Raw genomic sequence first — 24,920 nt, 5'->3', positions numbered from 1 at the left:
ACGAAAATCGTTAATGGTAGCGACGCCCGCATCCGGCGGGCTTTCAGGCTTCTTGATGGACCAACCTCAATCGTTCGACGGCGCCGACGTTCCTGATCCTCCTGCGGGGGGACCACTGGAGCGGGCCACGCTGATGGGCACGTTGGCGCATCTGTGGCCCTATATCTGGCCGGGCGACCGCTTCGATCTGAAGATGCGGGTGGTCTGGTCGCTGGTGCTGCTGCTCGCCGCCAAGCTGATCACGCTCGCCGTGCCGTTCAGCTTCAAATGGGCGACGGATGCGCTGACCGGCGCCAACACCGCGCCGGTGCTGGCGGACAATTGGCATCTTTGGGTGATCGCCCCACCGCTGCTGCTCACCGCGAGCTACGGCGCGATGCGCATCCTGATGGCGGTGCTGACGCAATGGCGCGACGGCATCTTCGCGCGCGTCGCCATGCATGCGGTGCGCAAGCTGGCGACCATCACCTTCATTCACATGCACGAGCTGTCGCTGCGCTTCCACCTCGAGCGCAAGACCGGCGGTCTGACGCGCGTGCTCGAGCGCGGCCGCGAGGGCATCGAGGTCATCGTGCGCATGGTGATCCTGCAGCTGATCCCGACCATCGTCGAGGTCTCGCTGCTGATGGCCGTGCTGCTCTGGCAGTTCGATTGGCGCTACGTGGTCGCGACCCTGATCACGGTCACGTTCTACATGTACTACACCTACATCGCGACCGAGTGGCGGATCGGCATCCGCCGCAAGATGAACGATTCCGACACCGAGGCGAACACCAAGGCGATCGACTCGCTGCTCAACTACGAGACGGTGAAGTATTTCGGCGCCGAAGCGCGCGAGGCACGACGCTACGACAAGTCGGTGGAGCGGTACGAGGAGGCGAGCGTCCGCACCTATACTTCGCTCGCGGTGCTCAACACCGGCCAGGCCGTCATCTTCACGCTCGGCTTGACCGCGACCATGCTGATGTGCGCGATCGGCGTGCGCAACGGCACCAACACGGTCGGCGATTTCGTGCTGGTCAACGCCATGATGATCCAGCTCTATCAGCCCCTGAACTTCATGGGCATGGTCTATCGGGAGATCAAGCAGGCGATCATCGACATCGAGAAAATGTTTGGTGTGCTGGGCCGCGAGGCCGAAATCAAGGACGCGCCCGATGCGCAGCCGCTGGTCGTCTCCGCCGGCACCGTGCGCTTCGAGGACGTGCGCTTTGCCTATGAGCCGACGCGGCCGATCTTGAAGGGCATCAGCTTCGAGGTGCCGGCTGGCAAGACGGTTGCGATCGTGGGATCGTCGGGCGCGGGCAAGTCGACGATCTCGCGCCTGCTCTTTCGTCTCTACGATGTCTCCGGCGGCAAGATCCTGATCGACGGCCAGGACATTCGCAAGGTCACGCAGGGTTCGCTGCGCGCCTCGATCGGCATGGTGCCGCAGGATACCGTGCTGTTCAATGACACCATCCGCTACAACATCCGCTACGGCCGCTGGGACGCCAGCGATGCCGAGGTCGAGGAGGCGGCGCGGCTGGCGCAGATCGACCATTTCATCCGCCTGGCGCCGAAGGGCTACGAGACCCAGGTCGGCGAGCGCGGCCTGAAGCTGTCCGGCGGCGAGAAGCAGCGCGTCGCGATCGCGCGCACCGTGCTCAAGGCCCCGCCGATCCTGGTGCTCGACGAGGCCACCTCCGCGCTCGACACCCACACCGAGCACGAGATCCAGGGCGCACTCGACCGCGTGGCCAAGAACCGCACCTCGCTGGTGATCGCGCACCGGCTCTCCACCATCGTCGGCGCCGACGAGATCATCGTGCTGGATCAGGGCCGCATCGCCGAGCGCGGCACCCACGCAAGGCTGCTCGCGCAGGGCGGCCTCTATGCCAGCATGTGGAACAGGCAGCGCGAGGCCGAGGCGGCGCGGGAGAAACTGGCCAAGATGGCGGACACCAGCGCGGCGCCCAACCGGGAGCCGCCGCCGGTCAATGATGCCCTGACGGCGCCCGCGGCGGCGGAGTGACCTTGTCTCCTATCCCAACTCTGGCCTAAACAACTCCACCGCGCGGGACGGCCCCGTGCGCCGTCAACCCTTCAGCGGCAGAGAGCGATGTCCATTCTCGATTCGATCCAGCGTCAGATCCCGCCGATCCACAAGGAGGGCTATCCCTTCATCGGCGGCTTTGCGCTGGCAAGCCTGATCCTGTTCTGGCTGTGGTCCCCTCTGGGGTGGATCGGCACGATCCTGACCGTGTGGTGCGCGCTGTTCTTCCGCGATCCTGTCCGCATCACGCCCGTGCGCGAGGGGCTTGTGGTGTCACCGGCGGACGGCCGCATCTCGATGATCACCATGGCGCTGCCGCCGGCCGAGCTCGGGCTCGGCGACCGGCCATTGCCGCGCATCTCGGTGTTCATGAGCGTGTTCAACTGCCACGTGAATCGCGCTCCCGTAGCGGGCAGGGTGGACCGTATCGCCTACCGGCCCGGCCTGTTCATCAATGCCGAGCTGGACAAGGCGAGCGAGGACAATGAGCGCAACTCACTGGTGATCACGACACCGACGGCGCGGATCGGCGTGATCCAGATCGCCGGCCTCGTGGCCAAGCGCATCGTCTGCTTCGTCAAGGAGGGGCAGGCGATCGGTGCCGGTGAGCGCTTCGGGCTGATCCGCTTCGGCTCGCGCCTCGACGTCTATTTGCCTGTTGGCACCAAGGCGCTGGTATCCGAAGGGCAGACCGCGATCGCCGGCGAGACGATTTTGGCCGATCTTGCCGGGGATGACCCGAGCCGCAGCTATCGCGCCAATTAACCAATAGTCGGTGCATGTGGCCCTTCCGCCGCAATGGCGGAGGGGAGCGCGGCTTGCTATATCTCGCCTTGAGGTGAGGACGAGCCATGACGCCCTACGATTTGAGAGATCCTGACACGCGCCGGCGACGGTTCCGTCCGATTCCGGTGCGGATGCTGGTGCCCAACGTCATCACGCTGCTGGCGATTTGCGCCGGCCTGACCTCGATCCGGCTGTCGATCGAGGGGCGGATGTCGCTCGCCGTCTACGCCATCGTGTTCGCGGCGGCACTCGACGGCATCGACGGCCGCATCGCGCGCATGATCAAGGGCCAGTCCAAATTCGGCGCCGAGCTCGACAGCCTCGCCGATTTCGTCAATTTCGGCGTGGCGCCCGGCCTGATGCTGTATTTCTGGCAGCTGCACGAACTCGGCAATGCCGGCTGGATCGCGGCGATGGTGTTCGCGATCTCCGGCGGTCTACGCCTGGCGCGTTTCAACGCCACCATGGACGATCCCAACAAGCCGGCCTTCGCCGCCAATTTCTTCACCGGCGTGCCGGCGCCGGCCGGCGCGATCACCGTGCTGCTGCCGATCTATGTCGCGTTCCTCGATCTCGGGCGCTGGCCGGCGGCGGTAACGGCGGCCTATACGCTTCTTATCGCCTTCCTGATGGTGTCGCGCCTGCCGGTGTTCTCCGGCAAGACCAAGCGCATGCGCGTGCCGCCCGAGCTGGTGCTGCCGGCGTTCGTCGCCGTGATCGTCTTTATTGCGATCTTGATCGCCTATCCCTGGCACGTGCTGTCGATCGGCACGGTGCTTTATCTGCTCTGCCTGCCGCTCGGCTACAAATCCTACCGCGATCAGGCGCGTGCGATGGAAACCACCGCGCCGGCGGGAGGCCAGGTCCCGTCACCGCCTTCGGCACCGACGCTGGCGAATTTGTCGGAGCCGCCGCACGACGACGACCGGCCCGGACGGCTGCACTAAGCGGCCACACGCGGATATCTGCCATGAGGCGCGCCGAGTTGGGTTGAAGCCTGATCTCGGCTATATCGCCCTGTGCCGGCGGCACCGCGCCAACAGCGGCCGCCAATGTGGGAGAGAACGCCGTGACCAATTCCGCGACCGGGCCGCTGCCCGCTTCCGTCCTCGAAGCGCTGGGCCGCTACGACACGCCGACGATCTGCAATGCCATGGAGATCGTGGCGCCGGAGCGACGGCTGATCGGCTACACCACCAAGCAGCTGGTCTGTCCGTTCCCCGATTTGCCGCCGATCGTCGGCTATGCCCGCACGGTTGCGATCCGCTCGGTGTTGAAATCCTCGCTTCCCGCCGAGGAGCAGTCCAAGCGCCGCATCGAGTATTACGAATATGTCGGCACCGGCCACGGTCCGCGCATCTTGGTGATCCAGGACATCGACGGTCCTGACGTCGGCTACGGCGCGTTCTGGGGCGAGGTGCAGAGCAACGTGCACAAGGCGCTCGGCTGTCTCGGCGTCATCACCGACGGCTCGATCCGCGACATCCCGCAATGGGCCCCTGGTTTCCAGGCACTCGCCGGCTCGATCGGTCCCTCGCATGCCTGGGTGCATGCCGAGAGCTTTGGCGGTGAGGTGCGCGTCGCCGGCATGACCGTGAAGTCGGACGATCTGATCCATGCCGACCAGCACGGCGCCATCGTGATCCCGCTCGACGTCGCGGCAAAGCTGCCCGAGGCCGCCGAGCTCTGCGGCCGCCGCGAGACGCCGATCCTGGAGATCGCCCGCAGTCCCGACTTCTCGCTGGAGAAGCTGAAGGCCGCGCTGAAGCGTTCGGCGGAGATTCACTAAACGCGTGACGAAGCGGCCTACGGCGGCGATGCCGGCCGTGGGTCGCCTTGTTCCGTCAGAAGCAGGGCGGCCTGATCCGGCTCGCCGAACACCGCGGCGGCGCATCCGATCAGGGTGAAGCCGCCGGCAAGATCCCACAGGGTGATGTTGTCCGCATTGTCCGGGAGATGAATCAAGCGCGCCGCGATCACGGCGAAGCCGGCCTCGACAAAAAGCAGGACGCTGAATGCCGGCAGAACCAGTTCCGGCTCGAGCAGGTGGAGCGCTAACACCGCGGGCAGCGCGGTGAGAAGACTGAACAACGTCAACATGGCAAATCGGCTCCTGCGATGGAGCATGCCGCACGGCCAGAGAATACCGCATGATGACGCGTCACCGATGTGACGCAGGGCCGCAGTCGGAGGACGCGTAATGAGGATGAAGGGCAAAACGGTTCTGATCACCGGCTCGACCGACGGCGTCGGCCGCTACGTTGCGCGCCGGCTGGCTGAAGAAGGTGCGAGCGTCCTGATTCATGGCCGCGACGCGGCGCGTGCGAAGACGTTGAGCGACGAGATCGTCAAGCCCGGCGGTGTCGCGCCGACTTTCTACCAGGCCGACCTGTCATCGATGTCGGGCACGCGTGCGCTGGCGGAGGCCGTGACGCGTGATCACCAGTGCCTCGACGTCCTGGTCAGCAATGCCGGCATTGGCTCGCAGAATGACGGGCCGCAGCGGCAGGTCAGTGCCGACGGTCACGAGCTGCGATTTGCCGTGAACTATCTCTCCGGTTTCCTGCTCGTCCATCTGGTGCTGCCATTGTTGAAGACGGCGGCGCCGTCGCGCATCGTCAACGTCGCCTCGCTCGGACAGCACCCGATCGATTTCGACGACGTCATGATCACCAGGGGCTACAGCGGCTCGCGCGCCTATGCGCAGAGCAAGCTCGCGCAGATCATGTTCACGATCGATCTGGCGCGGGAATTGAAGGGCACTGGCATCACCGTGAACGCGCTGCATCCCGCGACCTACATGAACACCACGATGGTGCGCGCCGGCGGCATCACGCCGATGTCTACGGTGGAGCAAGGCGGTACGGCGATCCTGCACCTCGTCGAGGGCGACGACGTCGCTGATAGAAGCGGATTGTTTTTCAACGGCATGAACGAGGCACGCGCAAATCCGCAGGCCTACGATGCCGACGCACGCAAGCGCCTGCGCGCGCTCAGCCTGGAGCTGACGGGGCTATCGCCCTAAAGCGCGATGAGATCAGGATGAATCGTCATCGCGCTTTAGGTTATTGTTTGAGCATGATCTTTTCGGAAAACCGCTGCACACTTTTCCGGATCATGCTAGCGCGGCCGGTTATGGTTAGCGAAATGTTGAGATTCCTGCCGCCGGCCGGCAATCGCAGCGCCTGCAGCACGGCGTACCCCACTGTCCGGACTTAACCTTTACGCGGCTTTAAGGGCGGCGCTCTAGGGTTTCCGCTGCGGTTCGGGGTTGGGCCGCGCCAGCGGCCAGGACGGCCGTTGTTGCGTACGCGTTGGAGTCTCCCATGGATATCATGACGGGCGTTGGGCTCACGGCCGGCATCATCGTCATCACCGCGATGATCTTCATGGGTGGCGATCTCCACATGTTCATCTCCGAACATGCCATGATCATCATCTTCGGCGGCTCGATCTCCGCCACCATGATCCGCTTCCCGCTCTCGGCGCTCCTGCACGGCCTTCCGCTCGGCGCCAAATTCGCTTTCACCATGAGCCGCCTGTCGGCCCACGACCTCGTCGACGAGCTCGCCCGCATCGCCGAGATTGCCCGCAAGCAAGGCCCGGTGGGTCTGGAAAAGGTCGAGACCGACGAGCCCTTCCTCGCCAAGGGTATCCGCTACGTCGCTGACGGCTACGACCTCGACTTCATCCGCGACAATCTCGAGCGCGACCGCGACAATTTCCTGATGCATCTGGACGAGGGCAGCAAGATCTACCGTGCCATCGGCGACTGCGCCCCGGCCTTCGGCATGATCGGCACGCTGATCGGCATGGTGCAGATGTTCGCCAACATGACAGACCCTTCCAAGCTCGGCCCGTTCATGGCGACCGCGCTGCTCGCCACCCTCTACGGCGCGCTGGTGGCGAACCTGTTCTGTCTGCCGATCGCCGACAAGCTGCACGGCAAGCTGCTCGATGAAGAGACCAATCGCACCCTGATCATCGACGGCATCCTGATGATCCGCGACTCCAAGAGCCCGACCCTGGTGCGTGAAATGCTGCTGGCCTATCTGCCGGAGAAGCATCGTCACGCCGAGGGTGAGCCGGTGCCGGCCTGATCGCGCGCATCCGGATTTAGGCCATGGCCAAGAAGAAACGCGGCGATGCCCACGGCGGCGGTCACGGCTGGTTCGTGACCTTCGCCGACTTGATGGGCCTGATGATGAGCTTCTTCGTGATGCTCGTCGCCTTCTCGACCCAGGATGCCAACAAGCTGAAGATCGTCGCCGGATCGATGCGCGACGCCTTCGGCGTGCAGAGCGAGGCGCGCTATGCCGGCATCGTCGAGTCCGACGGTCTGCCGACCCGTCCGCGGCTGAAGAACGTCGACCACATCCAGCCCGAGGATGCCTCCAACACGCCGACGCCCGACCACGAGGACCGCGACCGAACCTCGGGGGCGAAGATCAAGGTCGACCGCAATTTCGCGCTCGCTGCGGCCTCGCTGCGCCAGGCGTTGCAGGACATGCCGGAACTGACCGAGATGTCCAAGCACATCATGTTCGAGGAGACCAAGCAGGGCCTCAACCTTGAGATCGTCGACCAGGACGGCCGCTCGATGTTCGCCGACGGCTCCAAGGTGCCGTATGACCGCACCCGCCGCCTGGTCGAGAAGCTCGCTGTCCCGCTCAAGGCGACGCCGCTGCGCGTCTCCATCGCCGGCCACACCGCGGCGGGTTTCGTGCCGGTCCGCAGCGACTACGGCGCTTTCGATCTGTCGGCCGATCGCGCCAATGCCGTGCGCCAGATCCTCGAACGCGAGGGCCTGCCGCCGTCGCACATCTTCGCTGTTTCCGGCAAGGCGGACACCCAGCCGCTGTTTCCGGACGATCCCTCGCTCGCAGCCAACCGGCGGGTGACCATCACCCTGATGCGCGAAGATCCGCCACTGCCGCCGAATCTGAAGCCGTAGGCCCCTTGCGCTACCATCTTACCTGAGGCATGTCGTTGCGCAGGTGACGGCGTGGCCGCGCCGTCACAGCATCCGCCCCGGCGCCTGCTAAGGTGGGGTGCCGATTGACAGGCACGCCGGAAGCGTCAAAAGGCGCCGGATCAAATTCAGGGACGAAGCGTTTTCCACCCTCATGACGGCGAGCATCACATCGGCTGAGACCCAGGAAGGGCCGGTCACCGCGGGCTTTTGGTCCCTCACGCTCGGGAGCATCGGCGTCGTCTTCGGCGACATCGGCACCTCGCCGCTCTACGCATTCCATGAGGCCGTCAGGGGCGCGGCCCATGGCGAGCCGGTCTCACGGGTCATGGTGCTCGGCGTACTCTCGCTGATCCTGTGGGCGCTGCTGATTGTCGTCACTGCCAAATATGTCCTGCTGCTGCTGCGCGCCGACAACAACGGGGAGGGCGGCACGCTCTCGCTGATGGCGCTCGGCCAGCGCGCGCTGGGGCGACGGAGCTGGTTCCTGCTCGCGCTCGGCGTGGTCGGCGCCTCCATGTTCATCGGCGATTCCATGATCACGCCGGCGATATCGGTGCTCTCGGCGGTCGAGGGCCTCAAGCTCGCAACCCCTGCGTTCGAGCACTATGTCGTGCCGCTCACTGTTCTCATCCTGGCGCTGCTGTTCGCGGTCCAGAGAAGGGGTACAGCGCTGGTGGCCTCCGCCTTCGGGCCGGTGATGGTGGTCTGGTTCACCTGCCTTGCGGTGATGGGCGCCGTCCACATCGCCGACGATCCCTCGGTGCTGGCAGCGATCAATCCCTACTACGCGCTGCAATTCCTGCTGTCGCACGGCACGATTGGCCTTGTGACGCTCGGCGCCGTGTTCCTGGCGGTGACCGGCGGCGAGGCGCTCTATGCCGATCTCGGGCATTTCGGCCGCAAGCCGATCCAGTCGGCCTGGATGTTCTTCGTGCTGCCCGCGCTCTTGATCAACTATTTCGGGCAGGGCGCGCTGGTGCTGTCCGATCCCAGCGCGATCGAGCATTCCTTCTATCGCATGGTGCCTGAAGGTCTGGTGCTGCCGCTGGTCGGGCTTGCGACCGCCGCCACGGTGATCGCGAGCCAGGCGGTGATCACCGGCGCCTATTCGCTGGTCTATCAGGCGGTGCAGCTCGGCCTGCTGCCACGCTTCGAGGTGCGCTACACCTCCGAGACTCACGCTGGCCAGATCTATCTGCCGCGCGTGAATCGGTTGCTGCTGATCGGCGTGATGCTGCTGGTGCTGCTGTTCCACACCCCCAGCAATCTGGCTTCGGCCTATGGCATCGCGGTCTCCACCACCATGGTCGCCGACGGCATCATGGGCTTCATCGTGATCTGGAAATTGTGGAACTGGCGCGCCGCCACTGCCGCTGCCGTCATCGTGCCCTTCGTCGTCGTCGATATGAGCTTCTTCAGCGCCAACCTGCTCAAGCTGCTCGAAGGCGCCTGGGTGCCGCTGCTGTTCGGCGTGCTCATGGCGGGGACGATCTGGACCTGGCGGCGCGGCTCGGGAATCCTGATCCAGAAGACGCGCCGGATCGAGGTGCCGCTGGACGATCTGATCCGGAGCCTGGAGAAGCGGCCGCCGCACATCGTCAAGGGCACCGCGGTGTTCCTGACCAGCGACCCTGCCTTCGTGCCGACCGCGCTGCTGCACAATCTCAAGCACAACAAGGTGCTGCACGAGCACAACGTGATCCTGACCATCGAGACCGCGCATACGCCGCGGGTCGACCTGTCGGAGCGGTTCCGCATGGAGAAGATCAGCGACAAATTCTCGAAGGTCCGCCTGCGCTTCGGCTTCATGGAGCAGCCGAACGTGCCCAAGGCGCTCGCGATCGCGCGCAAGCAGGGTTGGCAGTTCGACATCATGTCGACGTCGTTCTTCGTGTCGCGGAGGTCGCTGAAGGCCTCGGCGCAATCGGGCATGCCGCTCTGGCAGGACCATCTCTTCATTGCGCTGAGCCGGTCCGCCAATGACGCTACCGACTATTTCCAAATTCCCACCGGGCGGGTGGTTGAAGTCGGCACCCAAGTCACCATTTGACCGCAATTGGCGGACCTATGCTAATTTGCATGGTAAGGGCCCAGAATCGGGCTAGGCTATGCCAGCAGCGCAGGACTATAAGCCCGCGCGCTCTTCCGCCGTTGTGCAGTGAAGCATTTTGAGGCCATCGGGCTCTCCCATGACCAGTGACGTAGCAGTTCCCGCCCCGGAGACGGCGGCGGCCAACGGGCATGGCGACGCCCACACCACAGCCGGCTTCGGCGCGCTGACGCTTGGCAGCATCGGCGTCGTCTATGGCGACATCGGCACCAGCCCGCTCTACGCATTCCGCGAGGCGGTGATGGCCGCCTCAGGCGCGGAGGGGGTGCCGACGCCTGCGGCGGTGCTCGGCGTGCTCTCGCTGATCCTGTGGGCGCTCATCATCGTGGTGACGCTCAAATATGTCGTGATCCTGCTCCGCGCCGACAACAATGGCGAGGGCGGCACGCTCGCGCTGATGGCACTGGCCCAGCGCGCGGTCGGCACGGGCGGGGCGACCATTGTCCTACTCGGCATCATCTCCGGCGCCCTGTTCTACGGCGATGCCGTGATCACACCAGCGCTCTCGGTGCTGTCGGCGATCGAAGGCATGAAGGACGTCACCCTGACGTTCGAGCCTTACATCGTTCCGCTGACCGTCGTGATCCTGGTTTGTCTGTTCGCCGTGCAGTCACGCGGCACGGCGCGCGTTGCGGCGTTCTTCGGGCCGATCATGTGCGTCTGGTTCGCAGTCCTCGCGGCGGCGGCGATCCATCCGATTATCCAGCAGCCGCAGGTGCTGCTCGCGTTGAACCCCCTCTACGCCGTGTCATTCATGCTGCACCATGGCATCATCGGCTTCATCACGCTGGGTGCGGTGTTTCTGGCTGTGACCGGCGCCGAGGCGCTCTATGCCGACCTTGGCCATTTCGGCAAGCGACCGATCCAGACCGCCTGGCTGTTCATCGTGCTGCCGTCGCTGGCACTGAACTATCTGGGGCAGGGCGCTCTCGTGCTCGGCGATCCCGGCGCGATCGTCAGCCCGTTCTTCCAGCTGTTTCCGCAAGGCTTTTTCCGCGGCAGCATGGTCGTGCTGGCCACCATGGCGACCGTGATCGCGAGCCAGGCGGTGATCACCGGTGCCTATTCGCTGACGCGCCAGGCGATCCAGCTTGGGCTGCTGCCGCGCTTCGAAATTCGCCATACGTCGGAAGCCCATTCCGGCCAGATCTTCATCCCGCGCATCAACCAGTTGCTGCTGGTCGCGGTGGTGCTGCTGGTGCTCCTGTTCCGCTCCTCCAGCGCGCTGGCGTCGGCCTACGGCATCTCCGTTACCGGCACCATGGTGGTCACCGCGATGATGGGCTTTGTGGTGATCTGGAAGGGGTGGCGGTGGTCGTCGCTCGCCGCTGGCGCGCTGATCGCGCCGTTCTTGTTCCTCGATCTGACCTTCCTGACTGCGAACCTCTTGAAGGTGTTCGAGGGCGGCTGGGTGCCGCTGGCGCTCGGCGCGCTCATGATCCTCCTGATGTATACGTGGCGGCGCGGCAGCCGGCTGCTGTTCGATAAGTCACGCAAGCTCGAGTTCCCGCTTGCCGACCTCGTGGCAATGCTGGAGAAGCGGCCGCCCCAGCGCGTGCCGGGCACCGCCGTGTTCCTGACCTCGGACCCGCTCAGCGCGCCGACCGCGCTGATGCATAGTCTGAAGCACTACAAGGTGCTGCACGAGAAGAACGTCATTCTCACCATCGAGACCGCGCAGACCCCGCGCATCGACCCGGCCGAGCGGGTGAGGCTGGAGCAGATCTCGCCGACCTTCTCCAAGGTGACGCTGAAGTTCGGCTTCATGGAATCGCCCAACGTGCCCAAGGCGCTGGCGATCGCCCGCAAGCTCGGCTGGCAGTTCGACATCATGTCGACCTCGTTCTTCCTGTCGCGGAGGGCGCTGAAGCCCGCCGCGCATTCCGGTATGCCGCGCTGGCAGGACCGGCTGTTCATTTCGCTGAGCCGCTCGGCGAACGATGCCACTGACTATTTCCAGATCCCCTCAGGCCGCGTGGTCGAGGTCGGCACGCAGGTGACGATCTAGCGTCTGAGCTGGCGCCTCGTCCGCGCTGTCATCGCCCAGCCTTGTGCGCACTTGCGCACTGGACCGGGCGATCCAGTATTCCAGAGACGGTGCGGCTAGAACCGAGGAGCCGCGGCGTACTGGATTCCCCGCCTTCGCGGGGAATGACACCGAATGCGTGGCGGCAGTTGAAGCAGGAGCTTCCAGCATCTGAAACCCGCACTTCAAGTCGCTGCGATTTAGCTTTAACTTGCGCCGCGCGGCTCAAGCCTTTGTAGCGCTTGATTTTCGCGTCCCGAGAGGCGAGGTTGCCCGCCGGCCGGGGGCGCCCCGGTATATGCCTGCGACGTTGGAGGATGATGTGGCAAATCAGGTACAGGATCTGACCCCGGACGAGGTCTCCAAAGGTGTCGCGGAAGGGCGCTATCTGCTTGTCGATGTCCGTGAGCCGAACGAGGTTCAGGCCGAAGCCTATCCCTATGGCGTCGTGGTTCCGCTCTCGACCTTCGATCCCAAGGCGATCCCTGATCCGCAAGGCAAGGAGGTCGTGTTCGCCTGCCGCTCGGGCAAACGCTCGGTGACGGCCTCGCTGGCCGCGCAGGCGGCGGGCCTGCCTTACGACAAGCATCTGGCCGGCGGCATGCTGGGCTGGAAGGCGGCCGGTCTTCCCAGCAAGGTCGGTGGCTAACCCACCCGATGACCAAGAGCTCTTCGCTGAACAAGGTCTTCGCCGACCTTCCCGTCACCATCTTCGAGGCGATGTCGCAGGCCGCGCGCGACAATGCCGCCATCAATCTCGGCCAGGGCTTTCCTGACGATCCCGGCCCCGAGGACATCCGCCGCGCCGCGGCCGAGGCCTCGCTGAACGGCTACAATCAGTACCCCTCGATGATGGGCCTGCCGGAGCTGCGCCAGGCGATCGCGACCCATTACGGCCATTGGCACGGGCTCAAGCTCGATCCGATGAGCGAGGTGATGGTGACCTCCGGCGGCACCGAGGCGCTGACCTCGGCGATTCTCGCGGTGGTCCAGCCTGGCGACGAGGTGGTCTGCTTCCAGCCGGTCTATGATTCCTATTTGCCGATCATCCGCCAGGCCGGCGGCATTCCGCGCCTCGTCCGCCTCGAGCCGCCGCATTGGCGGTTGAATGAGGACATGCTGAAAAGCGTCTTCAATTCAAAGACCAAGGCGGTGCTGTTCAACAACCCCTTGAATCCCTCCGCGGTGGTGTATCCGCGCGAGGACCTCGAACTGCTGGCGCGCTACTGCCAGGAGTTCGACGTCATCGCGATCTGCGACGAAGTCTGGGAGCACGTCACCTTCGACGAGCACAAGCACATCCCGCTGATCACCATTCCCGGCATGCGCGAGCGCACCATCAAGGTCGGCTCGGCCGGCAAGATCTTCTCGCTGACGGGCTGGAAGATCGGCTTCGTCTGCGCCGCGCCGCCCCTGTTGCGCGTCGCTGCCAAGGTGCACCAGTTCCTGACCTTCACCACCGCGCCGAACCTGCAGGCCGCCGTCGCCTACGGCCTCGGCAAATCCGACGACTACTTCCTGTCGATGCGCAAGGATTTGACGCGGAGCAGGGACCGTCTGACCAGGGGGCTGGAGAGCCTCGGCTTCCCCGTGCTGAAGTCGCAAGGCACCTACTTCCTCACCGTCGACCTGTCGCCGCTCGGACTCAACGAGAGCGACACCGAGTTCTGCTGGCGGATCGTCAGGGATTACAAGGTGGCGGCGATCCCGGTCTCGGCCTTCTACGAGCAGGACCCGGTGACATCCGTGGTGCGCTTCTGTTTTGCCAAGAAGGACGAGACCCTCGACACCGCACTGGAGCGGCTGTCGGACGCGGTGCGCGGCCGCAAGAGGTAGATTTGAGATGACAAACGTCGGCCGCTCCAGGCTTTGCCTCGGTCTTGCAATCGCCGCAGCGCTGACGTTGCTCTCCGCTCCCGCCAAGGCCGAGGAGCGGGTCGTCAACTTCTACAACTGGTCCAACTACATGGCGCCGGATGTCCTTGAGGCCTTCACCAAGGAGACAGGCATCAAGGTGGTCTACGACACCTTCGATGCCAACGAGACGCTGGAGACACGCCTGATGGCCGGCAAGTCCGGCTATGACGTCGTGGTGCCCACCGCCTATTTCCTGCAGCGCCAGATCAAGGCCAACATCTTCCAGAAGCTCGACAAGTCGAAGCTGCCGAACCTCGCCAATGCCTGGCCGATGGTGACCAAGCATCTTGCGACCTACGATCCCGGCAATGTCTACGCCGCCAACTACATGTGGGGCACGACGGGCATCGGCTACAACGTCGCCAAGGTGAAGCAGATCCTGGGACCGGACGCGAAGATCGACAGCTGGGACATCGTCTTCAAGCCGGAGAACCTCGCCAAATTCAAAGACTGTGGCGTGCACATGCTCGACTCCGCCGACGACATCTTTCCGGCGGCGCTGAACTATCTCGGGCTCGATCCGAACTCGACCAAGCAGGCCGACCTCGAGAAGGCCGCCGACGCCGTCGCCAAGGTCCGCCCGTCCGTGCGCAAGTTCCACTCCTCCGAATATCTAAGCGCACTCGCCACCGGCGAGATCTGCTTCGTGGTCGGCTGGTCCGGCGACATCATGCAGGCCCGCGCCCGCGCCGCCGAAGCCAAGAGCGGCGTCGAGATCGGCTATGCGATCCCGAAGGAGGGCGCGCAGATGTTTTTCGATAATTTTGCGATCCCCGCGGATGCCAAGAACATCAATGAGGCCTACGCGCTGATCAACTATCTCTACCGGCCCGACGTCGCCGCCAAGAACTCGGACTTCCTGTCCTACGCCAACGGCAACCTCGCCAGCCAGAAGCTGGTCGATCCGAAGATCCTGAACGACAAGAACATCTATCCGGACGAGGCGACGCTCTCAAAACTGTTCGTCATCACGGCGCGCGAGCCGGCGACCCAGCGCATCATCAATAGGCTCTGGACCAAGGTGAAGACGGGAAGGTAGATCGAAAGGCAGGTTCCAAATTCGCTATCCCGCCCGAATTGGTGTATTATCTGCCTCAGCTGAACAGACTAGGCCTTGAGCAATGACGGATCATCCTCGCATCTCGCTTGCGCCTGATGTGCTTGCCGGCAAGCCGGTGATCACCGGGACGCGCATTGCGGTGGAGTTCATCATTGGGTTGATGGCGGACGGCTGGAGCGAGGCCGACATCTTGGCCAATTACCCCGGCATTTCACGCGACGACATTCTTGCGTGCCTGGCTTACGCACGCGATTCGCTGAGTGTCGAAAGGGTTCATCCAAGCGCTGCCTGAGATGCGCTTCCTGGCCGATGAGAATTTTCCTGGTTCCGCAGTAGCCGCACTTCGTGCGTCTGGTCATGATGTCGTCTGGATCAGGACGTCTGCACCCGGCAGCAGCGACCACGAAGTGTTGGCGCAAGCGTCGAAAGAAAGACGAATCTTGCTCACCTTCGACAAGGATTTTGGGGAGCTGGCGAAAGCGTCTTCGCTTCCCTCCACATGCGGCATCGTGCTCTTGCGTGTTCCTCCGCCTGCTCCTGGGCGGATCGGCAAAGTGATCGCCGATCTGGTCTTGGGTCGTGACGATTGGGCGGGACATTTCTCGGTGATCGAGCCCGGTCGAGTCCGAATGCGACCTCTTGCCAAGTAACGTCCGCGCCTACCGCCACCTTCTATGCAACCACAGCCACTGCTCGGGATGCTCGCGCACCCAGCTTTCCACGACGCTCGTGATCGCCTGCGTCGTACCCTGGATGTCGATCTTGCCGTCAGCATCGCGGACCGGTTTGATCTCCTCGGTCAGCTCGCCGCGAAAGCGGCCACCGGGCAGGCGTATGATGCGGACGCCGTGGATCGGGCATTCGATCTGGCGCAGCAGGCGGGCCAGCATCGGGTTGGCGCGGGTCTTGCGCCCGAAGAAGGTGACCTCGACGCCGGCGGTGAGGTACTGGTCGATCAGCATGGCGACGTGCTTGCCGTCCTTCAGCGCCTGCGCAAGGCGAAGCGGCGCGTCGCGCCCCGCAGGGATCAGCGTGCCCATGTTGACCTGACGCATCTCCTGGATGATGCGGTCGGCAGAGGCGATGTTCGGCCGGCGATAGAGGATCGCGGTATCCAGCCCATGCGCGACGGCGGCGAGCGCCGGCAATTCCCAGTTGGCGAGATGCGCGGCGAAGATCAGCGCAGGCTTGCCGTCGTCGCGGATCTGGTCGAACAACTCGATGCTGCGCGGCGACAATTCGATCCGGCTCTTTTCCGGGTGATCGCGGTCATAATCCCAGACATGGTCGATATGGGCGAACTCGGCGCCGACGCGGCCGAGATTGTCCCACACGCCCATCAGGATATTTTCGATCTCTTCCGGCGACTTCTCGGGGAAGGCCGCGGTGAGGTTGGCGCGGCCGATGCGATGCTCGCGCAGGCGCGGCCCGATCATTTTCACGACGCGTGCGAAAAAATCCGAGGTCTTGGCCGGATCGAAATAGCGCGTGGTGCGCAGCAGGCCGACCGTGGCGGCGCCGATCAGGCTGCCTCCGATCGATTTGGCAGCCTCCCGCGCGCGGGCTTTCGTCCTCGCAGTCAGCAGCGCCATGCGTCCGGTCAGGCCGGTTCGCGAGTCAGGATCAGCGAGGCGTTCTGGCCGCCGAAGCCAAACGAGTTCGACATCACCGCAGTGACGCGGGCATCGCGCGCCTTGTTGCCGACGACGTTGAACAGGATTGTCGGATCCGGGGTCTCGTAGTTGATCGTCGGCGGGATGCGCTGGTGCTCGAGCGTGAGCAGCGAGAAGATCGCCTCGACCGCGCCTGCCGCCGAGATGGTGTGGCCGACCATCGACTTGTTGGAGGTGACCGGAATCTTCTGCGCGAGCTCGCCGAACACGGCCGATGTCGTGTTGAACTCCATCTTGTCGTTTTCGGGTGTCGAGGTGCCGTGCGCGTTGATGTGGTCGATCTGGTCCGGCGTCATGCCGGCATCGGCCAGCGTCTTGTTCATGCAGCCGATGATCGGCTTGCCGTCGGGCGAGGAGCGGGTGCGATGGAAGGAATCGGTGAGCTCGCCGCAGCCGGCGATCACGCCGAGGATCTTTGCGCCGCGCGCAGTCGCCGCCTCGTAGCTTTCGAGCACCAGGGCGCCGGCGCCTTCGGCCATCACAAAACCATCGCGGTTCTTGGAGAAGGGGCGGGAGGCCGCCTGCGGCGGATCGTTCTGGGTCGACAGCGCCGAAAGCAGCGAGAAGCGCACCAGCGCTTCCGGGTTCACGGTACCGTCGGTCGCGACGCACAGCGCGGCGTCTGTCTCGCCGCGGCGGATCGCCTCGACGCCGAGCTGGATCGAGGTCGCGCCCGAGGCGCAGGCCGTCGACAGCGAGATCGGCGAGCCCTTGGTGCCGAACGTCTCGGCGAGATGCGCGGCGACAGAGCCGAACATGAAGCGATGATGGTAGGCGCTGTACTTGCCGCCGCCGGAAATGCGCAGCAGATCGTCATAGGTGATGTCGAGCTGGCCGACGGCGCGACCGAGTTCGCGACGCTGCGGCCATTCGACCTCGACCGGTGCAACCGCGAGGAAGAGGGGACCAGGGAAATCCGCCTTGGCGCCGATGCCGGCCTGCTCGAGCGCTTCCTCCGTCACCAGCTCGGCCATCCGCTCCGAGAGCGCGGTGGAGGAGAACGGATCGACGCTGACGAAATCCACCGTACCGGCCATCGTGGTCCTGAGGCCGTCGATCGGAAAGCGCGTGATGGTGCGAATACCGGATTCGCCGGCGACCAGCTTCGCCCAATTGTCGGCCTTGCCGGCGCCGAGCGAGGTCATGATGCCCATGCCGGTGACGACGACGACGGGACGCCCGAATTTGTCGCGTGGTGCAGTCATGTCGTTCCCCGCTTCAGCTAGCTCACTGCCTCGACCAGCGCCATGCCTTCGCCGCGCCAGTGTCCGGCCCCTACCACCACGATCTGGGTGGGTGCGCCCTGCATTTCAATCTCGGTCCCCGTCGAATCATTCGGCGGGAACAGCGCGCCGCGCGAGATCGACAGTGCGGCGAGGGCAATGCCGAGCGGGAATTGCGTTTCCATGGTGTGACCGAACATCGTGCCGGTCGAGCGCACCGGGAGCTCGGCATGGTTCTTCAGGAAGCTGCGCTCTTCCGAGGTCGCGGGCTCGGCGCCGGTCGCGCCCGATATGATCGCGCCCTTGCCCGCGCGCTTGGGCAGCTTTTCCCAAAGCTTCTCCAGCGTCGCAGTCATGTCGCCACCCTGCTTGCGCCGGGCGAGGTCGGCAACGACGCTCGACAGCTTCGCGAACGGCTTGGCGCCGCGCGCCTCTGCATGCGCCCGCGATTCCAGCACCAGGAAGGCGCCGGCCGAACCGAGCGCGAAGCCGGGATGGTCCTTGCGCGCCCAAACCGGAGCGAACTTGTCCTTCAGGTTGAAGTCGCCGAATTCGTAGAGAACCAGCAGGTCCTTGCGCTCGCCATTGTGCGAGCCGCCGACCAACGCGATGTCGCTCTCGCCCGAGGCAATGCGCGCGAGCGCAATGCGGGCGGCGTCGGCGCCGGCGACCTCTTCACCCATGAAGGTGCGCGAGGTGCCGCCGAGACCATGGACGATGGCGATGTTGCCGGCGAGTAGGTTGGAAAGCTGGGCCAGGAACAGGGTGGGGCGCAGATCGCTCATCAGCCGCTCGTTGAGGAAGCCGGGCGCGTTGGCGCCCTTGGCCTCGGCCGTGAGCACGCCGGTGTCGACGTTGAGGTCGCGCTCGCCGCCGCCGGCGGCGATCACCATGTCGATCTTCGACAGGATGTCCTTGTTGCCCTTGATCCCGGCGGAATCGAGCGCAAGGCCCGCGGCATAGGTGCCGATACGCTGCCAGGCTTCCATCTGGCGCTGGTCGCCCTTCTTCGGAATCTGGCTGTCGAAAGAGACCGGCATCAAGGGATGCACGATGTAGGGCGCAAAGCCCTTCTCGTCGACATTGATGCGCTTCTCCTGGAGCGCGGCCCAGTTGGCGTCGAGCCCTTCGCCGAGCGAGGTGGCAAGGCCAATGCCGGTGATCCAGACTTCCGTCTGGGTGGGCTTCGAAGCAGTCTCAGTCATGGCGATACAGTCTGTTGCGGAAAGCCGATGCGCTTGGCGAACGCGTCCATGTAGCTGCGCATATCCGCATTGGGGAAGGGGATCAGTGTGAAGGTGAGTGCCGAGTTTGCGCGCAGCTTGCCGCCGACCCTGATCTTGGCTTCGGTCATGGCATAGCCCGAGCCTTCATGGGTAAGGCTCGCTTCGATGCTCATGAGATCGCCCGGGTAGACCGAACCGCGGACCTTGGCCTCCTTCACGGCGGCCAGGATCGGCATGCGCTCGAACTTGAACACGCCGAGCTGAAGCCAGCCGGAGGCTTGCGCCATCGATTCGATCAGGAGCACGCCGGGCATCAAGGGATAACCTGGGAAGTGCCCCTCGAAGACGGTGCTCTCCTTCGGGACTTGGGCCTCGACGACGATCGTCTTTTCGTCGACCTTGAGGTCGACGATACGATCGATCATGTGGAAGTATTCGAGTTGCATGGCCGCGCGCTTAGGCGCTCGCGCCCTTGGCCGCGACGAGCTCGTCGATGCGCGCGCACAGGTTCTTCAGCACGAAATACTGCTCAGTGGTCGCCTTGCCGTCGTTGACCTCCTGGGTCCACTTTTCCAGCGGCAGCTTGATGCCGAACTGCTTGTCGATTGCGAAGGCGATATCAAGGAAATCGAGGCTGTCGATGCCGAGATCATCGATGGCATGACTATCCGGCGTGATCGTGTCGCGCGGGATGTCGCAGGTTTCAGCGATGATCGTGGCGACCTGATCGAATGTGGAAGACATCACTAAGCCTTTGATATATTGCAGGTATTTGTCAGATTTCCAGAGTGGCGCGGTGGGTGGGCATCGCGCCCCTGATGACGCCCTCAAACCCCCCTCTGGCCGGGTCGAAAGCCCGTATATCGGAGCGCCGCCCTGAGTTCAATGGAGCCGGGTAGGCGAGCAGACAGGGCTGGGGATGCCCGCCACAGCCCGTCCGCCGAGGGATGGGCGGCGAGCCGGGCCTAGATGTGCGGCGTCGTGATCTTGACGCAGTCGCGGCGGCCCATCAGCACGCAATCCTGGGTCCGGCGCAGGTCGGCGATGCTCACGGCGAGCCAGATCCCGATCGCGGTCAGCGCAATGGTGAAGGCGAGCGCTGCGATATTGGCGAGCATGCGGTGGCGGAAATCGTCCGGCTCTGTGCGGGGCTGCTCGTAGCGGGTCAGGTCGAGTGGCTCGGGTGCGCGCAATTGCTGCACGGTGCCGTTGCCCCGGCGAACCACCGGGGAAGGCGAGGTGCGCGGCCTGAACTGGAGCACCCGGTGCTCGTCATCAGAGCTTATGGGCCGCTGGGTTGTCATGGGGCGGGGGATCACTCCGAAGCAGCGATTTTTAGATAGCACACACGACGAACCTGTTGCAGAAAATCTTCTCAACGCGTAGCTGCATTTCCTGTTCGCACTATTCTGCATAGGCGCTGTCAAAAAGCCGGCCGCGACGCGGTCAGGAATGCGCGGATTGCGTTGCAACAACGGCCACGGAGCTCATGCCCGCGTCCACATCGGCTTGTGATCTCCGCCTGCAGCCCGACGCATTTTGCCTCCCCACGGACCATGGCATAGTCCAGGGAACCTGTTTCCACCAATTGCAAGGGACCGTTCGACCATGACCAATACGCGCGAGCCGAGAGTGCATCCAGTCCCGATCCTGTCGCTTCGGCCGACGCAGATGACGGTCGGCATGCGCGAGGTCAAGGAGAAGCGCAAGCGCTGGCGCCAGCGCGACAGCAACAAGCAGGCCGACCTGCTCGGCAAGCACATGATCCCCGTCGTCTACGGTCCGGACCTGCGCTATTACGTGATCGACCATCATCATCTCGGCCGCGCGCTGCATGACGAGGGCGTCAAGGACGTGCTGGTGACCATCGTTGGCGACCTCAGAATGGTCGAGCGCGAGGCCTTCTGGGGCGTCATGGACAACAAGCGCTGGGTCTATCCGTATGACGCCAAGGGCGAAAGGCGGCCGTTCCGCGACCTGCCGAAATCGGTGGCCGACCTCAAGGATGACCCGTTCCGCAGCCTCGCCGGCGAGCTCCGCCGCATCGGCGGCTTCGCCAAGGATACGACGCCGTTCTCCGAATTCCTGTGGGCCGACTATCTGCGCCGAAAACTCTCGCGCAAGGTGATCGATGCCGATTTCGACAAGGCGCTCGAGAAGGCCCTGTCCTCGGCGAGAAGCAAGGATGCGATCTATCTGCCCGGCTGGTGCGGGCCGGCGGACGATGATTAGGCGCGCATCTGTACCGCATGAGGTACCGCAATCCGGACCTCATCACAGCCTCTTGAGCGAAATCATTTTCCGCCCGCATGAAGCGCTCCTGAAACAGAGCCGTCCCATTTTTTGAGGCAATCGGGCTCACACAGGAGGCAGGAATGCGCCGTCTGTTTTTCGCTGTTGCCTTGCTCGCCCTCGCGTCAGCAGGGGTTTCGGCCTCGTTTGCCGCAGTTCACCACGCCAAGACATTGACGTTCGCCGAGCGCTTTGCTCCGGCACTCGAGTTGATGGCAAAGCACTAGCGGCATAGCGCTTCGCAGCCGCACGCAACGCATCGGTCGCGCGATCAGTTCGGGCCTCGCGCGCTGGAGAGCGGCGGCGAGCCGCATCCGCGGGTCCTTAGTCCTGCGTCCTGACGGCGCGCGGGTCCTTGATATGTCGCAAATCCTGTCTGGCGCAGGCCGCTAGGGTCACGATGCATGAGGGGCGAACACGCATTGTGTCCAATGCGCAAGGCTAGTGGGCTCCGGATCATGCCGACCCGGAGACGCGGCGATGAGCCTGATCCTTCGCATTCTGTTTGTTGTCGCCGGAGCCATCACCGCGCTGTTCGTCGCGCGGGATGCGCTGAACTTCACCATCATCCAGACCTTCGTCGCCATCCTGCTCGTGACCGCCGTCCTGCTCGCCGGGAGTCTCTGGAGCCTGCGGCGCAAGACCTGAGCGGCGCGGAGAGTGCGAGGTTAGCCGGAGCCGCCTAAGCGCTGCGTTCAGGCCCCTGCTCTGAGGCCGCTTCGTGCGACTCGTCCTTGCCACCGAGGATCCGGTGCAGCCAGCTCTCGACGGGGCGGCCGACCGTCAGCAGAACGAAGGCGAGCGCCAGCGCGGCTGCGACGATCTTCCATTGTCCGGCGCCGCAGATAATGCCGAGGCAGGCGGCGAGGAACGTGCAGGCCGCACTGGTCAGGCCACTCACGCGAAAACCTTTGCTCTCGTGGACAATGACGCCGGCGCCGAGGAAGCCGATCCCCGTCAGGATGCCCTGGATCACCCGACTTGCCGCATCGTTGATCCTGCCGGGCTCGGCGAACTCGACGGCGAGCAGCACGACGGCCGCGGTGGAGAGCCCGACGATGCCGAGCGTCTTCAGTCCGATCGGCTTACCTTGCAGATCGCGATTCAGGCCGATCGCGCTGCCAGCGAGCGTGGCGCTGCCGAGACGCAGCAGGATTTCGGGCCAGTCGAGTTCGGTCATAGCCGGTCGGTCACTTCTTCGGCAGTCGTCCCATCAGATAGAACTCCTCGTTCGGTCGCATGCCCGTGAAATTCGCCAGCCGGGTCGACAGCGCGGCTTGGTCCGGCAAACATAATCGATGCGGGCGGCCGTCTCAACGTGCCACATCCTGGCTGTCATCGCTCGATTTAATCGGGCGATCCAGTATTCCAGAGGCGGGTGTGATTGAACCGAGAAGCTGCGGCGTACGGGATGCCCCGCCTGCCGCCTACGCTAAAGCTTCGGCGCCCCTAGACCACAACCTCGGCGAAGCCTTGGCGTAGCCGGGTCGCGGGGCATGGCAGTGTGCTTGAAGCGCGAGCGCGGCCTTACCGCAACGGCTTCTTCAGCAGCGAGAAGCGGTCGGGATCGAGGCCCATCGATGGTTGCAGCATCGGGGCTTCGAGGCTGGACATCGTCTTGGCAGGCGGTGCCGCGAAAACCGGATCGTTCGGCACGTCACGCTGCGAGGTGGCGCCGCGCCAGCGTTCGAGCACGGCGCTGACGAAATGCATGTCGTGACCGGAGGTGACCGAGGGCACGCTCGAGATGGTGGCTTCGCCGCGCGGCAATTGGTGCGGCGGCACCTCCTTGAAGCGCAGCCGCGTCGGCAGCGCGACGCCTTCGCCGAACGCCAGCACCTCGCGGGTGCCGAGGGAGGGCACGAAGGACAGGAGGTTCGCGGCCGCGTCCGACACGGCGGCGCGGAGCAGCGCCTGGTCGCGGTCGTTGGCAAGACGCATCGTGAACAGCGTGTTGCACTGGGAGATGATGGTGGCGTCGAGCTCTGCGGGGCGCTGCGTGATGAGGCCGAGATAGACGCCGTATTTGCGGCCCTCCTTGGCGATGCGCGACACCGCCTTGCGGGTCGGGCCGAAGCCGATGTTGCGGTCGGCGGAGGCGTAGCGGTGCGCTTCCTCGCAGACGAACAGCAGCGGCGAGACGCCGTCGCTCCACAGGCCGAAGTCGAAAGCCATGCGGCACAGCACCGAGACGACGGAATCGATGACCTCGGCCGGGAAGCCGGCGAGCTGCATCACCGTCATCGGCTTGCCGTTGGCGGGCAGGCGGAACAGATGGCTGATCACCTCCGCCATGGTGTCGCCGCCGACATTGGCGTTGTCGAACATGAAGGCGTAGCGCGGGTCGTTGCGGACGGCCTCGATGCGCGAGATCAGCTTGTGATAGATGATGCGCGAGGAGCGGTTCTCGAGCTTGCCCATGCGTTCGTCGATCAGCGACAGCAGGTCGACCAGGCGATAGGGCACCGGCGTGTCGACGGTGTAGCCGATCTGCTTGGGATCGATCCGCTTGAGACCGATGCGGTCGGCGTTCTGGTACTGGGTGTAGACGCCCTTGGCGAGCGGGATCACCTCGGCGAGGATGTCGAGCTCCTCGGGCACGCCGGCGCGGCCGCCGAACAGCACGTCGACGATTTCCTCGAAGTTGAACAGCCAGAACGGCAGCTTCAGGTTTCGTGGGTTGAGCACCAGCGCGCGATCGCCGAAGCAGCGGCCATATTCGTTGTGCACGTCGAGCAGGAAGATGCGCAGGTTCGGGCGCGCCTTCAAGATCTCGTTGAGCAGGAGCGAGACGCCGGTCGATTTGCCGACGCCGGTCGATCCAAGCACCGCGAAGTGCTTGGACAGCATTTCCTCGACGTCGACATAGGCGACGACCGAGCGGTCCTGCTGGAGGAAGCCGACATTGATTTGGTCCGACCCGGTCGGCGCGTAGATCGTCCGCAGCTCCTGGCTCGTGATGAGGTCAGCGGCATCGCCGATGGTCGGATAGTTGGTCACGCCGCGCTGGAATTTGGCCTTGTCGGCGGCGTTGAGGATCTCGCCGAGCAGGTCGACCGAGGCGATCGCGATGTAATTGTCGGTGCTCGACAGGTTTTCGCAGGAGACCTCGGTGATCATCGCGACGATGACCGAGCTGGCGCAGCGGATACTGACGAAACGGCCGACGGTCGCCCGAACCTCCGAGATCGGCATCCGGCCTTCCGCCAGAAGCCCGACCCGGGCGAGCGATCCGCGAACCGAAATCACGCGTCCAAAGGATGTCACGATCAATGAACCTGGCAAGAGCAAGGGATTTGATCCGGACTATGCGTGGCCGTCGCTGCACAAACGGTTAAGCCGCAGGCGCGGCCGCTTCGTTAAATCCACCGTAATTCGGCCGGGAGCCGTGTCGCCAATACATAGTTGTGGGCGGAAGCCTCGGGAAAATGCTGTAATTTCTAAGTTCGTTGGGATGGCGCCGCGGTCTTAGGGAATATTTTACCATTCGGGCATCAGGCGCGACGCGCGGGGAACAATTGTCATCCTGCGCGTCGGGTCATCCGGTTCGACTCAGATTTGTTGACGAGACCTAATCATTTGTACATTAGTACAAAT

General features: G+C 64.3%; 25 protein-coding genes and 2 pseudogenes. 17 read left to right on the top strand and 10 right to left on the bottom strand.

Annotated features, from left to right (window positions below):
- The first annotated feature begins 55 nt into the window (after positions 1-55).
- From AAE027_RS18715 to AAE027_RS18700, 4 genes and pseudogenes are all read left to right on the top strand, one after another.
- Positions 56-2,014, top strand: a complete 1,959-nt coding sequence (locus tag AAE027_RS18715) for an ABCB family ABC transporter ATP-binding protein/permease (RefSeq protein WP_370986895.1) — start codon at positions 56-58, stop codon at positions 2,012-2,014.
- A 72-nt stretch (positions 2,015-2,086) separates the two neighbouring features.
- Positions 2,087-2,800: pseudogene (locus AAE027_RS18710) on the top strand (phosphatidylserine decarboxylase); the annotation flags it as partial.
- Positions 2,801-2,886: 86 nt separating this feature from the next.
- A complete protein-coding gene (locus AAE027_RS18705; protein ID WP_370986725.1) occupies positions 2,887-3,768 on the top strand; it encodes a CDP-alcohol phosphatidyltransferase family protein in 882 nt (293 codons plus the stop codon).
- 122 nt (positions 3,769-3,890) lie between these two features.
- A complete protein-coding gene (locus AAE027_RS18700) occupies positions 3,891-4,610 on the top strand; it encodes an RraA family protein (protein ID WP_370986726.1) in 720 nt (239 codons plus the stop codon).
- Positions 4,611-4,627: 17 nt separating this feature from the next.
- On the opposite strand, the gene AAE027_RS18695 is transcribed toward AAE027_RS18700, so the two are convergent.
- A complete protein-coding gene (locus tag AAE027_RS18695; protein ID WP_091888691.1) occupies positions 4,628-4,921 on the bottom strand; it encodes a hypothetical protein in 294 nt (97 codons plus the stop codon).
- Positions 4,922-5,021: 100 nt separating this feature from the next.
- Between AAE027_RS18695 and AAE027_RS18690 the strand changes: the two genes are divergently transcribed.
- From AAE027_RS18690 to AAE027_RS18645, 10 genes are all read left to right on the top strand, one after another.
- A complete protein-coding gene (locus AAE027_RS18690; protein ID WP_370986727.1) occupies positions 5,022-5,846 on the top strand; it encodes an SDR family NAD(P)-dependent oxidoreductase in 825 nt (274 codons plus the stop codon).
- A 301-nt stretch (positions 5,847-6,147) separates the two neighbouring features.
- Positions 6,148-6,921: a motility protein A gene (locus tag AAE027_RS18685; protein ID WP_018645542.1), complete on the top strand. Its 774-nt coding sequence runs from the start codon at positions 6,148-6,150 to the stop codon at positions 6,919-6,921.
- 23 nt (positions 6,922-6,944) lie between these two features.
- Positions 6,945-7,775, top strand: a complete 831-nt coding sequence (locus AAE027_RS18680; RefSeq protein ID WP_370986728.1) for a flagellar motor protein MotB — start codon at positions 6,945-6,947, stop codon at positions 7,773-7,775.
- Positions 7,776-7,947: 172 nt separating this feature from the next.
- Entirely contained in the window at positions 7,948-9,846 is a 1,899-nt protein-coding gene (locus AAE027_RS18675) for a potassium transporter Kup (protein WP_370986729.1), read from the top strand.
- Positions 9,847-9,985: 139 nt separating this feature from the next.
- Positions 9,986-11,914 carry a potassium transporter Kup gene (locus tag AAE027_RS18670; protein WP_370986731.1) on the top strand — a complete coding sequence of 643 codons (1,929 nt, stop codon included), beginning with the start codon at positions 9,986-9,988 and terminating at the stop codon, positions 11,912-11,914.
- 340 nt (positions 11,915-12,254) lie between these two features.
- Positions 12,255-12,581, top strand: a complete 327-nt coding sequence (locus AAE027_RS18665; protein WP_027571677.1) for a rhodanese-like domain-containing protein — start codon at positions 12,255-12,257, stop codon at positions 12,579-12,581.
- Between the two features lie 8 nt (positions 12,582-12,589).
- The gene (locus AAE027_RS18660; RefSeq protein WP_370986732.1) at positions 12,590-13,768 is read left to right on the top strand and encodes an aminotransferase; all 1,179 of its coding nucleotides are present in this window, start codon (positions 12,590-12,592) and stop codon (positions 13,766-13,768) included.
- Between the two features lie 7 nt (positions 13,769-13,775).
- Positions 13,776-14,888 (top strand): polyamine ABC transporter substrate-binding protein, encoded by a 1,113-nt coding sequence (locus AAE027_RS18655; RefSeq protein WP_370986733.1) that lies wholly within the window; start codon positions 13,776-13,778, stop codon positions 14,886-14,888.
- Between the two features lie 82 nt (positions 14,889-14,970).
- Entirely contained in the window at positions 14,971-15,201 is a 231-nt protein-coding gene (locus AAE027_RS18650; protein ID WP_091888676.1) for a DUF433 domain-containing protein, read from the top strand.
- Entirely contained in the window at positions 15,170-15,559 is a 390-nt protein-coding gene (locus tag AAE027_RS18645; protein ID WP_244551153.1) for a DUF5615 family PIN-like protein, read from the top strand. The genes AAE027_RS18650 and AAE027_RS18645 overlap by 32 nt, the downstream gene beginning before the upstream one ends.
- Positions 15,560-15,568: 9 nt before the next feature.
- On the opposite strand, the gene AAE027_RS18640 is transcribed toward AAE027_RS18645, so the two are convergent.
- The 6 genes from AAE027_RS18640 to AAE027_RS18615 form a co-directional block, all read right to left on the bottom strand.
- Positions 15,569-16,501, bottom strand: a complete 933-nt coding sequence (locus AAE027_RS18640; RefSeq protein ID WP_370986734.1) for a lipid A biosynthesis lauroyl acyltransferase — start codon at positions 16,499-16,501, stop codon at positions 15,569-15,571.
- 8 nt (positions 16,502-16,509) lie between these two features.
- Positions 16,510-17,787 (bottom strand): beta-ketoacyl-ACP synthase, encoded by a 1,278-nt coding sequence (locus AAE027_RS18635; RefSeq protein WP_128934463.1) that lies wholly within the window; start codon positions 17,785-17,787, stop codon positions 16,510-16,512.
- Positions 17,788-17,804: 17 nt separating this feature from the next.
- Positions 17,805-19,010: a beta-ketoacyl-ACP synthase gene (locus AAE027_RS18630; RefSeq protein WP_370986735.1), complete on the bottom strand. Its 1,206-nt coding sequence runs from the start codon at positions 19,008-19,010 to the stop codon at positions 17,805-17,807.
- Positions 19,007-19,477 (bottom strand): 3-hydroxyacyl-ACP dehydratase FabZ family protein, encoded by a 471-nt coding sequence (locus AAE027_RS18625; protein ID WP_370986736.1) that lies wholly within the window; start codon positions 19,475-19,477, stop codon positions 19,007-19,009. The genes AAE027_RS18630 and AAE027_RS18625 overlap by 4 nt, the downstream gene beginning before the upstream one ends.
- A 10-nt stretch (positions 19,478-19,487) precedes the next feature.
- Positions 19,488-19,775, bottom strand: coding sequence for an acyl carrier protein (locus AAE027_RS18620; RefSeq protein ID WP_007592476.1), 288 nt, complete (start codon positions 19,773-19,775; stop codon positions 19,488-19,490).
- Between the two features lie 221 nt (positions 19,776-19,996).
- Positions 19,997-20,335, bottom strand: coding sequence for a hypothetical protein (locus tag AAE027_RS18615; protein ID WP_091888663.1), 339 nt, complete (start codon positions 20,333-20,335; stop codon positions 19,997-19,999).
- A 304-nt stretch (positions 20,336-20,639) separates the two neighbouring features.
- Between AAE027_RS18615 and AAE027_RS18610 the strand changes: the two genes are divergently transcribed.
- From AAE027_RS18610 to AAE027_RS18600, 3 genes are all read left to right on the top strand, one after another.
- Positions 20,640-21,263 (top strand): ParB-like protein, encoded by a 624-nt coding sequence (locus tag AAE027_RS18610; protein ID WP_091888661.1) that lies wholly within the window; start codon positions 20,640-20,642, stop codon positions 21,261-21,263.
- 143 nt (positions 21,264-21,406) lie between these two features.
- Positions 21,407-21,550, top strand: a complete 144-nt coding sequence (locus AAE027_RS18605) for a hypothetical protein (protein WP_164934455.1) — start codon at positions 21,407-21,409, stop codon at positions 21,548-21,550.
- Positions 21,551-21,803: 253 nt separating this feature from the next.
- The gene (locus AAE027_RS18600; protein ID WP_164934456.1) at positions 21,804-21,971 is read left to right on the top strand and encodes a hypothetical protein; all 168 of its coding nucleotides are present in this window, start codon (positions 21,804-21,806) and stop codon (positions 21,969-21,971) included.
- A gap of 34 nt (positions 21,972-22,005) precedes the next feature.
- Here the strand turns inward: AAE027_RS18600 and AAE027_RS18595 are convergent, their stop codons facing one another.
- The 3 genes and pseudogenes from AAE027_RS18595 to AAE027_RS18585 form a co-directional block, all read right to left on the bottom strand.
- On the bottom strand, positions 22,006-22,503 hold the full coding sequence (locus tag AAE027_RS18595; protein ID WP_370986737.1) for an MgtC/SapB family protein: 498 nt from the start codon (positions 22,501-22,503) through the stop codon (positions 22,006-22,008).
- A gap of 10 nt (positions 22,504-22,513) precedes the next feature.
- A pseudogene (locus tag AAE027_RS18590) lies at positions 22,514-22,597 on the bottom strand (peroxidase-related enzyme); the annotation flags it as partial.
- Between the two features lie 253 nt (positions 22,598-22,850).
- A complete protein-coding gene (locus AAE027_RS18585) occupies positions 22,851-24,590 on the bottom strand; it encodes an ATP-binding protein (protein WP_370986738.1) in 1,740 nt (579 codons plus the stop codon).
- Positions 24,591-24,920: the final 330 nt, after the last annotated feature.

Origin of the sequence: Bradyrhizobium sp. DN3 (assembly GCF_041357655.1) — a bacterium.
GTDB lineage: Bacteria > Pseudomonadota > Alphaproteobacteria > Rhizobiales > Xanthobacteraceae > Bradyrhizobium.
Note: the sequence above shows the minus strand (reverse complement) of the source record. Positions and strands in the feature narration are given on the sequence as shown.